The organism is Streptomyces sp. CA-142005 (genome assembly GCF_050942335.1).
Lineage (GTDB): Bacteria > Actinomycetota > Actinomycetes > Streptomycetales > Streptomycetaceae > Streptomyces.
Genome location: NZ_CP192078.1, coordinates 1,687,921 through 1,701,391 on the forward strand (window position 1 = coordinate 1,687,921; position 13,471 = coordinate 1,701,391).

Annotated in this window: 9 protein-coding genes and 4 pseudogenes; 4 read left to right on the forward strand and 9 right to left on the reverse strand. The window is 71.2% G+C overall.

Going from position 1 to position 13,471, the window contains the following annotated elements; translation table 11 throughout:
* Positions 1-7: 7 nt before the first annotated feature.
* Complete coding sequence (locus ACQPXS_RS08250; RefSeq protein ID WP_433448405.1) at positions 8-910, reverse strand: universal stress protein; 903 nt, start codon at positions 908-910, stop codon at positions 8-10.
* Positions 911-1,109: 199 nt separating this feature from the next.
* Between ACQPXS_RS08250 and ACQPXS_RS08255 the strand changes: the two genes are divergently transcribed.
* Complete coding sequence (locus ACQPXS_RS08255; RefSeq protein WP_433448407.1) at positions 1,110-1,475, forward strand: universal stress protein; 366 nt, start codon at positions 1,110-1,112, stop codon at positions 1,473-1,475.
* Between the two features lie 26 nt (positions 1,476-1,501).
* On the opposite strand, the gene ACQPXS_RS08260 is transcribed toward ACQPXS_RS08255, so the two are convergent.
* The 3 genes and pseudogenes from ACQPXS_RS08260 to ACQPXS_RS08270 all read right to left on the reverse strand — a co-directional run bounded on the left by ACQPXS_RS08260 (position 1,502) and on the right by ACQPXS_RS08270 (position 5,454).
* The gene (locus ACQPXS_RS08260; RefSeq protein ID WP_433448409.1) at positions 1,502-1,999 is read right to left on the reverse strand and encodes a flavodoxin domain-containing protein; all 498 of its coding nucleotides are present in this window, start codon (positions 1,997-1,999) and stop codon (positions 1,502-1,504) included.
* 15 nt (positions 2,000-2,014) lie between these two features.
* Positions 2,015-2,747, reverse strand: a pseudogene (locus ACQPXS_RS08265) (CBS domain-containing protein).
* 13 nt (positions 2,748-2,760) lie between these two features.
* A complete protein-coding gene (locus tag ACQPXS_RS08270) occupies positions 2,761-5,454 on the reverse strand; it encodes a GNAT family N-acetyltransferase (protein ID WP_433448411.1) in 2,694 nt (897 codons plus the stop codon).
* Between the two features lie 320 nt (positions 5,455-5,774).
* On the opposite strand from ACQPXS_RS08270, the gene ACQPXS_RS08275 reads away from it, so the two are divergent.
* Positions 5,775-6,050 (forward strand): DUF5808 domain-containing protein, encoded by a 276-nt coding sequence (locus ACQPXS_RS08275; RefSeq protein ID WP_433448413.1) that lies wholly within the window; start codon positions 5,775-5,777, stop codon positions 6,048-6,050.
* A gap of 136 nt (positions 6,051-6,186) precedes the next feature.
* Here the strand turns inward: ACQPXS_RS08275 and gap are convergent.
* Positions 6,187-7,200, reverse strand: a pseudogene (gene gap / locus ACQPXS_RS08280) (type I glyceraldehyde-3-phosphate dehydrogenase).
* A gap of 77 nt (positions 7,201-7,277) precedes the next feature.
* Between gap and ACQPXS_RS08285 the strand changes: the two are divergent.
* Positions 7,278-7,874, forward strand: a pseudogene (locus ACQPXS_RS08285) (polyphosphate kinase 2).
* A gap of 17 nt (positions 7,875-7,891) precedes the next feature.
* Here the strand turns inward: ACQPXS_RS08285 and ACQPXS_RS08290 are convergent.
* The 4 genes and pseudogenes from ACQPXS_RS08290 to ACQPXS_RS08305 all read right to left on the reverse strand — a co-directional run bounded on the left by ACQPXS_RS08290 (position 7,892) and on the right by ACQPXS_RS08305 (position 11,519).
* Positions 7,892-8,760: pseudogene (locus tag ACQPXS_RS08290) on the reverse strand (universal stress protein).
* A 5-nt stretch (positions 8,761-8,765) separates the two neighbouring features.
* A complete protein-coding gene (locus ACQPXS_RS08295) occupies positions 8,766-9,788 on the reverse strand; it encodes a zinc-dependent alcohol dehydrogenase (RefSeq protein WP_433448415.1) in 1,023 nt (340 codons plus the stop codon).
* 39 nt (positions 9,789-9,827) lie between these two features.
* Positions 9,828-10,733 (reverse strand): universal stress protein, encoded by a 906-nt coding sequence (locus tag ACQPXS_RS08300; RefSeq protein ID WP_433448417.1) that lies wholly within the window; start codon positions 10,731-10,733, stop codon positions 9,828-9,830.
* A 159-nt stretch (positions 10,734-10,892) separates the two neighbouring features.
* Entirely contained in the window at positions 10,893-11,519 is a 627-nt protein-coding gene (locus ACQPXS_RS08305; RefSeq protein WP_433448419.1) for a hypothetical protein, read from the reverse strand.
* Positions 11,520-11,751: 232 nt separating this feature from the next.
* Between ACQPXS_RS08305 and ACQPXS_RS08310 the strand changes: the two genes are divergently transcribed.
* Positions 11,752-13,464: a SulP family inorganic anion transporter gene (locus tag ACQPXS_RS08310; RefSeq protein ID WP_433448421.1), complete on the forward strand. Its 1,713-nt coding sequence runs from the start codon at positions 11,752-11,754 to the stop codon at positions 13,462-13,464.
* Positions 13,465-13,471: the final 7 nt, after the last annotated feature.

A 13,471-nucleotide genomic window follows, 5' to 3' on the forward strand; every position in this document is an offset into this window, starting at 1 on the left:
CGGTCTCTCACTCGTGGGGCACGACGGCCAGCGGGCAGCCGACGTGGTGGACGGCGGCGTGGGTGACGGGGCCGATGCGCGGAACCGTCGGCCGCTCGGACAGGCGGCGGCCGACGACGAGAAGGCTCGCCGCGGAGGCGGCCCGGACCAGCGCGGTGGAGGCCTTGCCCTCCACAACGGTCTCCAGGATCTCGGTCTCGGGATACTTGTCACGCCACACCTTCAGGACAGCGGACAGGAATGCCTGCCACTCCTCGGCCCGCGCGGGATCGTTGACCAGAGCGATGTCTCCGGGGCCGAGGCTGATGGCAGAAGGCGGCTGCCAGGCGTACACGACCCGCAGCCGGGCCTGCCGCAACCTGGCTTCCTCGAACGCGAACTCGATCACCTCGTCGCAGGCGTCAGCGAGGTCGATGCCGAGCACCACATCGAGGTATCCGGTCCGGATGGACGGGCTGCCGTCGTTCGCCGGGACGTGCTCGTCCTCGGCCTCCTCCCCTGTCCGTACGAGGACCACGGGACGGGTGGCCTTCGCGACCACCCCTTGGGCGACGGAGCCGACGAGAAGTCCGGTGAAGCCGCTCAGGCCGCGCGAGCCCAGGACCAGCAGTTCGGCCTGTCCAGCGGCCTCCAGCAAGGCCGCGGTCGCCGGGCCCTCGACCTGCTCGTCGGTGAGGCGCACGCCGGGTACGGCGATGCGGATGCGCTCCTCCGCCTGGCGCAGGACGCGGCGCGCCAGATGCCGCTGCGCGGCGTTCGCCGGCTCCCCTTCCGTCTGGCGGGGATGCCAGTTCCAGGCGTGCACCAGTCGCAGCGGTCGGTCACGACGCACGGCCTCACGGGCGGCCCACTCGGCGGCTGCGAGGCTCTCGGTCGATCCGTCTACTCCGGCGATGACGGGCGACAGCATGGTGCGCACCTCCTGCGCTTGTTCTGCTTGGTACTGCCAGCGTCTTCCTGAGGGGACCCGGTCGGATATGGGCCGCAAGGGCTCTCGCAGGTCCATCCGGCCCCTGCGCCCGTCAAGTCATCATTGCCTGCGCCAACCGGACAGGCCGTAGTCATACGGCCGTGGACTGGGCGGCGCACGAGGCGTCTCCATGTGCCCCGTGGTACTCATACCGGACGCCATCGACCCCGTCGCAGGTCCGGCACGCCGGGTCACACAGGTCACCCTCGGGATCGACGCCCGTCATCCAGCGGAGCGGGCCATCGACTTCGCCTTCGACGCCGCCCAGGTCCGGGGTGTACGGCTGTACGCCGTACACGCCTGGGAACTCCCCTCCTGCGCCGCCGGGTCGCCCTTCGGTGTTCCCGAGGAGGACCGTGCCACTTGGGAAGACCATGCGTTGATCCACCATGCCGAGGGCGCCGCACTCCTGGTCGTGGGACGCGGCTCCGGCGGGGACGCGGGCTTCGTGCAAACCTTGCTGCGCGAAGCCCGGTGTCCGGTGTCCATCATGCCGGAAGCGTAGGCGGGTTAAGGCAGGTCAGTGATGGCCTAAGCAGCCGTCAGTTCCTCTGCTACCCGCTGCGCCCAGGCCTCGATCGCGGGGAAGTCGCGGAAGTCACCGCCCTTGCCGTTGCGGAGGATCATCCGTGCGACTCTGCCCCGCGCCCCCTGCTCCAGGCAGCCGCCGAAGGTGACGTGCTCCCTCACGCCGAGCCGGTCCATGGCGCGCCTCACGCCGGACACGGGCGGGATGTTCCGCTCCGAGGCTGAAGCGTCCAGCGGCCCGCTGCTGAAGAACCACAGCGGACGTTCGGCCAGTGCGCGGCGGTGGCGGCGAACGAAGCCGCGCGCGTCCTTGTGCCAGCGGCCGGCGTACAGCGCGCCCCCGACCACCACAGCGTCGTACATCTCGATGCTCGCCACCGATCGTGCAGGCTGTGCCTCGGCCGTCAGCCCCTCCCTGCACAGGACCTGGGCGACGGCTTCGGCGATCTGCGCGGTCGATCCGTTCGTCGTCGCGTACGCGATCAGGACCTCGCCGGTCATGGCGGTCCGCCCCCCTCACAGTTTGCGCAGCCAGTCATCGGCCACGCCGTGCAGGGCCTGTCCGGCAGGCTGGACGTGGCTGTCGTCCAGGCGGTAGGTGAGGTCGTCGACCACCGCGACCACGCCGTCGATCTGCTTGGTCATGGAGACGGCGATCTCCGTCTCACTCTTGCGCTCCATCTGACCGGCGAGCGTGACCACACCCTCCACCACGGAGACGTCGACGCTCTGCGGCGGCAGCCACAGCGCGCGGACAAGGACTTCCTCGACCACCTCGTCGCGGATCTCCGTGTCCGGCCGAAGGAAGACCTGAAGCAGGTCCCGACGGGTGACGATGCCGACGAGCCGGTCCTCCTCGTCCACGACCGGCAGCCGCTCCACCCCGCCGCTGGGCCATGGTCCGCGCGGCCTCGACGATGGTGTCCTCGGCGCGCACGGTGACGGGCGGTTCGGTCATCAGCTGGCCGGCGGTGCGGGCCGCCGCCTTCGCGGCCCTCCGCCTTCCGCCGCGTGTCAACGCCACGGCCCGGAAGCGGCGCTTCGGCTCGTACGGGTCGGGTGTCTCGGCCTGGCGGGCCATCAAGTCGGTCTCGGAGATGACGCCGATGACCTTCTCGTCCTCGTCCACGACCGGCAGTCCCCTGATCCTGTGGTGAGCGAGCAGCCGGGCGAGTTCCTTGAAGGGGGTGCCGTACGAGGCGCGAACGACGTCCGTGGCCATCACGGAGCCGACCTTGTCGTGCTTCATCTCTGGTTCCTCCTCAGCGGAGTCGGCGCAGATAGGGGTCCTGGGGCGTGCGCGGCACCAGCCGCACCCGCGCGTCGAGCACGGAGACGTCGGCCGTGGTCGCGAGCACGGGGTTGAAGTCGACCTCGGCGAGTTGCGGCAGGTCGGCCGCCATGCGGGACAGGCGCAGGAGCAGCTGCTCCAGGCCTTCGAGATCGACTGGCCCGTTGCCGCGGGCTCCGAACAGCAGCGGCGCGCAGCGCGGCGCGGTGATCAGGTCGTGCACGTCGTGGTCGGTGATCGGGGCAAGTCGTGCGGCGTGGTCGCCGAGGACCTCGGTCGCGGTGCCGCCGAGCCCGAACAGCACGAGCGGGCCGAAGACCTCGTCCTGGACGACGCCCGCGAACAGTTCGGTGCCGCGCGCGGCAAGCGGCTGGATGACCACACCGGTGAGCAGCCCCGCGAACCGGGTCTCGAAGTCCCGGAAGCCGGACCGGACTTGAGCATCGCCCTGGAGGTCGAGATGCACGGCATGTTGCTCACTCTTGTGCACCAGTCCCGGCCAGTGGGCCTTCATCACCACTCGCCCGTCCGGGCCGCGCAGCCGCTGGGCCGCGCGGACGGCATCGTCCTCGGTCTCCGCCCACGCCCACGGAATCTGCGGGATGCCGTAGCAGGTCAGCAGGTCGGCGCAGGTGCGCGGGTCGAGCCAGCCTCCGTCCGGATGCGCGGCCAGAAAGGTGTCAGTGATCTCGTGGGCATGGGCGGTGTCGATGCCGTCGAGTTCCGGGACCGTCCCTACGGGCCGGGCGAGCCAGGCCGCGCGGCGTGCGGCGTGGGCCAGCGCCCGTGCCGCCGCCTGGGGTTCGGCGTACGAGGGGATGGTACCCGCGTCGGCGGCGGGCAGCAGCTTGACCGGCAGGTCCTGTTCGAGGCGTACGGCGGCAACCGGCTTGGCCCGGTGCGCGGGGGCGTCGGTGAGTGCCCGGATGAGGTCGTCACCGGTCGCCGCGGCGACCGCCGTGGGTACGAGGGCCACCAGGACGGCGTCGAAGCCCGGGTGGCGCGTCAACCGGTCCAGGCAGTCCGCGAGCTGGTCCTCCGTGACGGCCGCGGTGGCGTCGACGGGGTTGCCGACCGCCGCACCCTGCGGGAGCACAGCGAGCAGGTCGTCGACGACGTCAGCAGGCAGCGGCGGCAGAGCCAGTCCCGCCTCTGTGCAGGCGTCCGCGGCGAGGACGCCCGCACCGCCCGCATTGGTGACGATCACGACGCGGGTGCCCGCGGGAAGCGGCTGGGAGTGCATCAGGGCGGCGGTTTCGAGGAGTTCGCCGACCGAGCGGGTGGCGGTGATGCCGGCCTGGCTGAACAGCGCCTGCCGGGTCATGGTGCGGGTGGCGGCGGCCGCGGTGTGGGAGGCGGCGGCCTGTCGACCCGCCTCGGTACGACCCGCGTCGACGGTCAGCACCGGCATGCGGCGGGTGACGCGGCGGGCCGTGCGGGAGAACGCGCGGGGGCTACCGAAGGACTCCAGGTGCAGCAGCGCCAGTCCGGTGCGGCCGTCGCTCTCCCACCACTGGAGCATGTCGTTGCCGCTGACGTCGTATTTGTCGCCGAGGGAGGCGAAGGACGAGACGCCGATGCCGAGCCGGGACAGCCCGTCGAGCAGGGCGATGCCGACCCCGCCGGACTGTACGGCGACGCCCGCGGTACCGGGTCGGGGGTGGTCGGCGGCGAAGGTGGCGTCCAGGCGCAGGTCTGGTTCGGTGTTGGAGATGCCGAGGCAGTTGGGTCCCACCAGGCGCATGCCGTGGGTGCGGCAGGTGGCCAGCAGCGCCTGCGCCTGGCCGGCGTCGAGGCCGGAGGTGACGACGAGCAGCGCCCGGACGCCGGCCTTGCCGCACTCCTCGGCCGCGACCGGCACCGCTGCGGCCGGGACGGCCACGACCACCAGGTCGGGGGTCTTCGGCAGCGCGCTCACGGACGGGTACGACGGCACGCCGAGAATGTGGTTGACACTCGGGTTCACGGCGAACAGACGGCGGGTGTAACCGCCCGCCTTCAGATGGTGCAGGATCGCCCGGCCGACCGAGCCGGGTTTGCGTCCGGCACCGACGACTGCGACCACGCTCGGGCACAGCAGCGGCTTGAGGCTGGCCACGTCGGCGGCCCGGCCCCGGGCCTCCACGGCCGACAGATAGGCGTCGTCCGTGTCGAGCCGGATGGTGCAGCGGACCTCGGGGCCCTCGAAGTGGCGGGCGGTGCGCAGGCCGAGGTCGGCGAAGAGCCGGAGTATCTCGCGGTTCTCGCTGAGCGCGTCGGCGGTGAAGGTGGTGATGCCGTCGGCCCGGGCGGCGGAGACCAGGTGCTCGACGAGCAGGGTGCCTGCTCCTCGGTGGTGCAGCCCATCGCAGACGGCGATGGATATCTCGGCCTCGTCCTTCTCCCCCGCGCTGTCATACTCGGCTAGACCGATCACCTGACCGTGCATCTCGGCCAGCAGGGCCCGGTAGCCGGAGCGCGCCGGGGCGCAGGCCCGGTCGGCGGCCAGGGCGGCGGACCGCGAGCTCGGCGAGAAGAACCGCAGGCGGAGAGTCTCCGGCGACATCTCCTCATAGAGTCCCTGCACCTGGTCGTGGTCGGCGGGGGTCGCAGGACGGATGCACACGGTGGTGCCGTCAGCGAGCAGGGCGTGAACCGGGGGTCGGTTGAGCACGGCGTCCGACATCAGGGATCTCCTCCAAGCTTCTCGATGGTTCGAGCATCCAGCGGACGGCAGGGCAGTCCCAGGGGCTGTCGGGGCTGGGCGCTGGGCCGGTCGGCCCTGAGTTCTCACGTTTCGCGACCGCGCGTCTGCGAGAGGTGACAGCGGTGGGGTAACAAGATCGAGGCGGCCCGCCTCGGCGCCGAGGTGCACGTCTTGTCCAGTGGCGACGTCCTGTAAGTCTGCTGCCGGCACAAACGACCAGGAACACCTGCTACGCGGCAGCCCGGTTGCGCTGCGCCATGGCCTTGGCCTCGTGCCTGGACGCCGCGTAGCGTCCGACCATGAACAGGCAACTGCGAAAGAGCGTGGTGCTCGTTGCCGTCGGCGCGGTCGTCGCTGCAGCCGTGGCGAAGGAACTGCGCAAACCCTCAATGGCGCGCACCTGGACAGGGCGCGTCTTCGGCCTCCCGTACGACTTCCGGCGGCCCACACTGGAGAGGATGTCCCGCGAGTTCTGGGATCCCGACAGCGACGCCCTCTTCACGCCGCACGCCTTCGGCGTCGGATACGGGCTGAACCTGGCCCGTGTGACCCGTGTCCTTCGCCGGTCTCGTTGACGGGGCTCCAGCGACCACCTACAGCTGCTGGCCGTTGCTCAGCGGTGCCAAGTCCCCATCTCGGTGCGCCTGCAGCGGGCCGGCGTCCCTGTGCCCCACGCTTGAGGCACAGGGGCATCGCTCGCTCCCGTGTCCATCAGCCGTCGGCGACCAGCGCAGTGAGGTCCAGCAGCCGGTTGGTGTAGCCCCATTCGTTGTCGTACCAGCCGAAGACCTTGGCGAGGGTGCCGTTGGCCTGGGTGAGCGGGGCGTCGAAGATGCAAGAGGCCGGGTCGCCGATGACGTCGCGGGAGACGATGGGCGCCGTCGAGACGCGCAGGATGCCGTTCATCGGGCCGTCGGCGGCCTCGGCGAAGGCGGCGTTGATCTCGTCGGCCGTGGCCTCTCGGTTCAGCACCACCGTGAGGTCGGTGAGCGAACCGTCTTCCACGGGTACCCGGACGGCGATCCCGTCCAGCGCGCCGGCCAGCTCCGGCAGTACGAGGCCGACAGCGCGGGCGGCGCCCGTGCTGGTGGGGATGATGCTCAATGCCGCCGAGCGGGCGCGGCGCAGGTCCTTGTGAGGGCCGTCGAGCAGGGACTGGTCGTTGGTGTAGCCGTGGACGGTGGTCAGCAGGCCGCGGTCGATGCCGAAGTTCTCGTCGAGCACCTTGACCATCGGCGCGAGGCAGTTGGTGGTGCAGGAGGCGGCCGAGATGATTCGGTCACGGTTCGGTCATAGGTGTCGTCGTTGACGCCCCATCACCAGGGTGGCGTCCACGTCCTTGCCGGGCGCCGAGAGCAGCACTGTGTGGGCGCCGGCCTTCAGGTGCAAGGCCGCGGTGTCGCGGTCGCGGAAGCGGCCGGTGGACTCGATGACGATGCCGGCTCCGTAGTCGGACCAGTGCAGGGCGGCCGGGTCGCGCTCGGCGGTGACGGCGATACGCCGGCCGTCGACGGTGATCGAGCTGTCGTCGTGCACGACCTCGCGTCCGATGTGCCCGAACGTCGAGTCGTACTCAAGGAGGTGGGCGAGGGTGGCGGGCGGGGCGATGTCGTTGATCGCGACGACGTGGACGTCCTGGGTGCCCGCCTCCGCCCGGTCGAGGGCCGCGCGGAGATAGGTGCGGCCGATGCGGCCGAAGCCGTTGATGCCGACGCGTACGGTCATGGTGAGGAACTCCTTTGCAGTCGGGGGCCTACCGTGGGTCGTGAGCGACTCGGTGAGTCGTCGGTGGTGGAGGCGGCATGGCCGGTAAGAAGGCGGCGAAGCTGCCGCGCGAGGTGTATGAGACGGAACTGCCGTGTCCGCAGACCGAGTTGGTGAAGCCGCGGGAGTGGGTGCGGGCGGAGGGCGTCCATCTGGTCGTTGATCTTCCAGGGGCGGGACGCGGCGGGCAAGGGCGGCACGATCAAGCGGGTCGCCGAGCACCTGAACCCGCGGGTGGCACGGATCGCGGCGCTGCCCAGGCCGACCGAGCGTGAGCGCACGCAGTGGTACTTCAGCAGCAGGAGCGGTTCCGGCGTCGTCTGGAGGATCCGCTGCGCCGTTGGAAGCTGTCGCCGATGGACCTGGAGTCGATCAACCGTTGAGAGGCCTGCTCGCGGGCCAAGGACGAGATGCTGGTCCACACGGACATCAGCGAGGCGCCCTGGTATGTCGTGGAGAGCGACGACAAGCGCCGGGCTCCGCTGAACAGGATGGCCCACGTGCTGAGCTCGGTCCCGTATCACGAGATGTCGCCGCCGGTGCTGTAGCTTCCGCATCGGCCGCCGTCGACCGGCTACGAGTGCCCGCCGCGTGATCTGCAGACCTACGTGCCCGATCACGCGGCGAGCCTCTGAGCAGCCGGTCGCCTCGCTCACGCCCGCTGAGGGACGACGGCGACGGGGCAGACGGCGTGGTGCAGCACCGCGTGGGCGACACGGCCGAGTTGGAGGCCATGGTGGCCCTCGCGGCGCCGGGCCCCGACCACGAGCAGGTCGGCGTCGGCCGAGGCACCGAGCAGCACCTGGCGGGCGTGCCCCTCCACGGTACGCCGATGCACCTCCACATCAGCCGGAACGTTCCGCAGCGCCACTTCCAGCACCTCCGCGGCCCGCTCCTCGTGCAGTCGGGCCGGTTCACCCGCCAGCAGAGGGTGGTCGGTCGTCTCGTGCGCGGGGCAGCGCCAGGCTCGTACGGCTTCCAGCGGCACGCCTCGGCGCCGTGCCTCCTCGACGGCGAAGCGCATCGCATCCGCGTCCGCCAGCTTCTCGCTGACGCCCACGACGATGCGGCCGTGCCTGCCGGGTACGGCCGGTCGCGGCTGCCGCGCAGCACGATCACGGGGCAGCGGGCGTGGCCGGCCACCGTCACGCTGACGGAGCCGAGGAGCGCCTCGGCCAGGCTGCTCCGGCCCCGAGAGCCCAGAACCATGGCAGCGGCGGTGTCGCTCTCCCGTACCAGCGCGTACTCGGGTTCCTCGGGCAGCACGTCGGCGGTGACCTTCACGTCTGGTCGGCGGGTGCGGACCCGGCGTGCGGCGGTCTCGACGATGTCCTCGGCCATCACTTGGTCCGAGGGCTTGCCGAGGTCGTCCGCGAGTGAGATGCCTTCGTACCGTTCCCAGAGCGAGGCGTACACCAGCCGCAACGGCAGCCCGCGCAGGGCGGCTTCGCCGGCCGCCCAGTCGACGGCGCGCAGGCTCGGCTCCGAGCCATCGACGCCGACGACCAGGGGAAGTTCCATCGTGCTCACCTTCCCGCGTCCAGGTCGAAGACGATCCGGGCCCTGATGTCACCGCGCAGCACGGCGTCGATGGACTCGTTCACGGAGGCGAGCGGGCGGGTCTCGTAGATGACCTTGGTCCGGTCGGCGGCGTGGAGCTGGAAGACCTCGGCGAGGTCCTGCCGGGTGCCGACGATGGAACCGATCACCGAGGTGCCGTTCAGCACGGTGTCGAAGATCGGGACCTGGAGCGTGCCGTGCGCGGGCAGGGCCACCATGACCAGCTTGCCGCCGCGTCGCAGACCGGAGTTGACCGCCTCGAACGCGGCCGGGTTCACCGCGAGGGCGATCGCGGCGTGGGCGCCGCCGTGCTTCTTCAGCTCCTTGCCGACGTCCTGCTTGCGGGCGTCGATGACGAGGTCGGCGCCGAGTTGCGCGGCGAGTTCGAGCTTGTCGTCGGTGACGTCGATGGCCGCGACGGTTGCCCCGGCGATCTTGGCGTACTGCAGGGCGAGGTGGCCGAGGCCGCCGACGCCGGAGATCGCGACGAGCTGGGTGGGCCGGACGTCGGCGACCTTGAGGGCCTTGTACGTGGTGACGCCGGCGCAGGTCAGTGGGGCCGCGTCGAACGGGGTGACGCCGTCGGGCACAGGCTGGGCGAAGTCGGCCGAGGCGAGCATCTTCTCGGCGTATCCGCCGTCGCCGCCGTAGCCGGTGTTGATCTGCTGCTCGCACAGGGTCTCCCAGCCGGACAGGCAGTGCTCGCAGCGCCCGCACGCCATGCCGAGCCACGGCACCGCGACGCGCTGCCCGACGGACAGGTGGGTGACGCCCTCGCCGAGCTTGTCAACGACGCCGACACCTTCGTGGCCGGGGACGAAGGGTGGGGTGGGCTTGACGGGCCAGTCGCCGTGGGCGGCATGGATGTCGGTGTGGCACAGCCCGGAGGCCTCGACGCGGATGCGGACCTGGCCGGGGCCGGGTTCGGGGTCGGGGCGCTCCTCGATGACCAGGGGCTCGCCGAAGGCTCGTACGACCGCTGCCTTCATGATCTGTTCTCTCCTCTGGAGGGGTGCGTCGGTGGTCTCTCAGTCGTGGGCGACGACGGCGACGGGGGCGGTGGAGTGGTGCAGGACGGCGTGGGTGACGGTGCCGATGTGGGCGCCGACGGAGGAGCGGCGGATGCGGCGGCCGACGACGACCAGGGAGGCTTCGTGGGAGGCGTCGATCAGGAGGAGCGAGGGGCTGCCGTAGTGCGGCTGCTCGACGACCTCGAGGTCGGGGTACTTCTGTCGCCAGGGGCGCAGCGCCTCGCTCAGGACTACGGCGTCGCCCTTCGCCATCTCCCGCTCGACCGCGGGCTCCAGGGCCATGCCATAGGCGTAGTAGGGCGGCGGGTTCCAGGCGTGCACGACCCGCAGCGGCACCGAGCGTCGCGCCGCGGCCTCGAAGGCGAACCCGATCAGCGCCTCGTCGGGGTCGGCGACGTCGAGCCCGAGGACGACGGGACGGAACCCCGTGGCCGCGGACGGGATGCCCGCGGGGTCCATCTCGTGCTCGTCCGCGGCCTGCTCGCCGGCGTGGACCAGGACCACGGGCCGCTCGGTGTGCGCCACGACCGCGAGGCCGACCGAGCCGACCAGGAAGCCGCCGATGCCGCCCGGGCGGCGTGAGCCGAGGACGAGCAGTTCGGCGTCCTGCGCCGCCCGGACCAGGGCCTCGGAAGGGAGTCCGGTGAGCTGCTCCGTGGTCACCTCGACGCCAGGGTGGCGCAGCCGCAGTCCCTCGGCGGCCTCGCGGGGAATCCGCTCGGTCCAGTGCTGGAGAGTCTCGGCGCGGCCATGTGTGGCTTCGGCCAGGTGCTCGGGGATCGGCTCCCAGGCGTGGACGAGCTTCACCGGCAGTCCGCGCAGCTGCGCCTCGCGGGCCGCCCATTCCGCGGCGGCGCGGCTCTCGGGCGAGCCGTCGAGACCCACCATGATGGTGCGGGGCATGTTCTCCACCTCCTGTATCGGGTCCCGAGGGGCCCGATTCAGCGTCGCGTTGGGGGGAATGGCGGGGCAGGGGCCGCTGGTCCTTCAGCGGGGACCATGGGCCCAGCACCGGGGTCGGCGGGACGGGCCAGTGGCGAGGTCCGTCCCGCCGCTCGCGGGTCAGCGCAGCCAGGTGTGGTCGCGGATCATCGGCAGGCGAGCCCACAGCCGACCCAGGCCCCAGGTGGCGCCCGCGCCCGCTGCCGCCACGGCGATCAGCGCGACAGCGTAGATCACGTGGTAGTCGGCGAACGGATTCGTCGACATGCTCGGCGAGCCGTCCGACAGGTGCCTGGCCGGCGGCCACTCGGCCATCCACATCAGCGCCATCATCGCCGTGCCCGCCACCGCGGCCGGCCACAGCGCCACACCGGCCATGACGGCCACACCGATGCCGAGCAGGCCTAGCATGAACAGCCAGTCCGCCCACGTGTCGCCGGCCCAGGAGTGGAACGTCGACTCCATCGGCCCGGCGGCGACGGAGCTGAGGAAGCCCTTCGTCGGCGACCCGCCGTCGATCCAGCCCTTGCCGGACGCGGTCGCGTATCCCAGGCCGAAGGCCTTGTCCAGGAACGCCCAGAGGAAGGCGAACCCCGTCAGGATGCGCAGCGACGCGAGGGCGTAAGCCTGCGCGGTGCGCGTGCCGAGACGTGCCGACACAGCGGACTTGGAGCCGGTCCGGTGCCAACGGAAGGCTGCCGACAGGTGAAAGCCCGGGCTCCGGTGAGGGTGCTCGTGCACGGCCATGATGGTGATCCCTTCGGGAACGTATGCATCGTCTACTCCTTGACGTGTCTCACTCTCGTCCGATGCCTGACGCCACGCCGGATGCCGAAGGTCTCCAGCGCTTGGGCTGAACGTCCCTGCACGCGAGGCCCGTTGGGCTGGAGGTGGCGGACCGGGCAGGTTGGACACCGGGCGAGTGTCGCGGTTGATCGCGCGGCCATGGATGCTGAGCACAGGCGGAGAGGGGCGGCATATGACTCGGTACGCGGGCAGACGGGCTTCGTGGTGGCGTCGGCTGCTACCCGGCCTCGACGCCCTGCTCTGCTACCGGCGCGCGTGGCTGAGAGGCGACCTGCTGACCGGCTTGACGGTGGCGGCGTATCTCGTACCGCAGGTGATGGCGTACGCGGGTGTGGCCGGGCTGCCACCGGTCGCCGGGCTGTGGGCGATCCTGCCCGCCCTCGCGTTGTATGCGTTGTTCGGGTCCTCCCGGCTGTTGTCGGTGGGGCCCGAGTCGACGACCGCTCTGATGACGGCCACCGTGGTGGGCCCGCTCGCCGACGGGGACGCGGGGCGCTACGCATCCCTGGCCGCGGCCCTCGCGGTGACGGTCGGTCTGCTGTGCCTGGTCGCGCGGGCGGTACGGCTGGGCTTCCTTGCGGACATGCTGTCCCGCCCGGTGTTGCTCGGCTATCTGGCCGGGGTGGCCTTGATCATGATGGTGGACCAACTACCCAGGATCACCGGCGTGCGGACAGCCGAGCCACAGTTCTTCTCCCAACTGTGGTCCTTCGTCCGTCACCTGCCGGACGTCGATGCGGCTACGGTCGTCTTCTCCGCCGTCGCGCTGGTGTTCCTGTTCGCGGTGAAGCGGTACGTGCCGGCGCTGCCGGGACCGCTGCTCGCGGTGATCCTCGGCACGGTGGCCGTCACCGTCTTCGACCTCGATCACCGGTACGGCATCCAGGTGATCGGCGGGGTGCCGTCGGGGCTGCCCTCGCTCGCGCTGCCGGACTTGGGCGAGCTGCCGCACCTCGTACTGCCCGCACTGGGCGTACTGATCGTCGCATACACCGACTTCATCCTCACCGCGCGCGCCTTCACCGGGCGCGGCGACGACGAGCCGGGCCTCGACGCCAACCAGGAGTTCCTGTCTCTGGGCGCGGCCAACCTCGGTGCGGGAGCCCTGCACGGCTTTCCGGTGAGCAGCAGCGCCAGCCGTACCGCGCTCGCCGCCTCGACGGGCGCCCGCAGCCAGGGCTATTCGCTGGTGGCCGGAGCGGTGGTCCTCACCGTCCTGCTGTTCTTGAGCCCCTTGCTGAGCCGGACGCCTTCGGCGGTGCTGGGGGCGCTCGTCGTGTACGCGGCCGTCCGCATGATCGACCTGGCCGGGTTCCGCCGACTGGCCTCCTTCCGCCGCCGCGAACTCGTGCTCGCCCTCGGCTGCCTGGCCGGCGTGCTCGCTCTGGACATCCTGTACGGGGTGATCGTGGCGGTCGGCCTGTCGGTGGCGGAACTGCTGACGCGGGTGGCGCGACCGCACGACGCGGTCGAAGGGCTGGTGCCCGGGTTGGCGGGCATGCACGACATCGATGACTATCCGCAGGCCCGCACGATCCCGGGCCTGCTGGTCTACCGCTACGACTCGCCCCTGTTCTTCGCCAACGCGGAGGACTTCCGGCGCCGGGCCCTGGCCGCCGCCGGCGAACAGACCGTGCCCGTCCGCTGGTTCGTGCTGAACACCGAGGCGAACGTCGAGGTCGACATCACGGCGCTCGACGCGGTCGACGAGCTGCGCCGCGAACTCGCCCACCGCGGCATTGTGTTCGCCCTGGCCCGGGTCAAGCAGGACCTGCTGGACGACCTGAAGGCGTACGGCCTGGCGGACTCCGTGGGCACGGACCTCATCTTCCCCACGCTGCCCACCGCGGTGGCCGCCTACCGCGAGTGGAGCGGCGAGCGATAGGAACCGG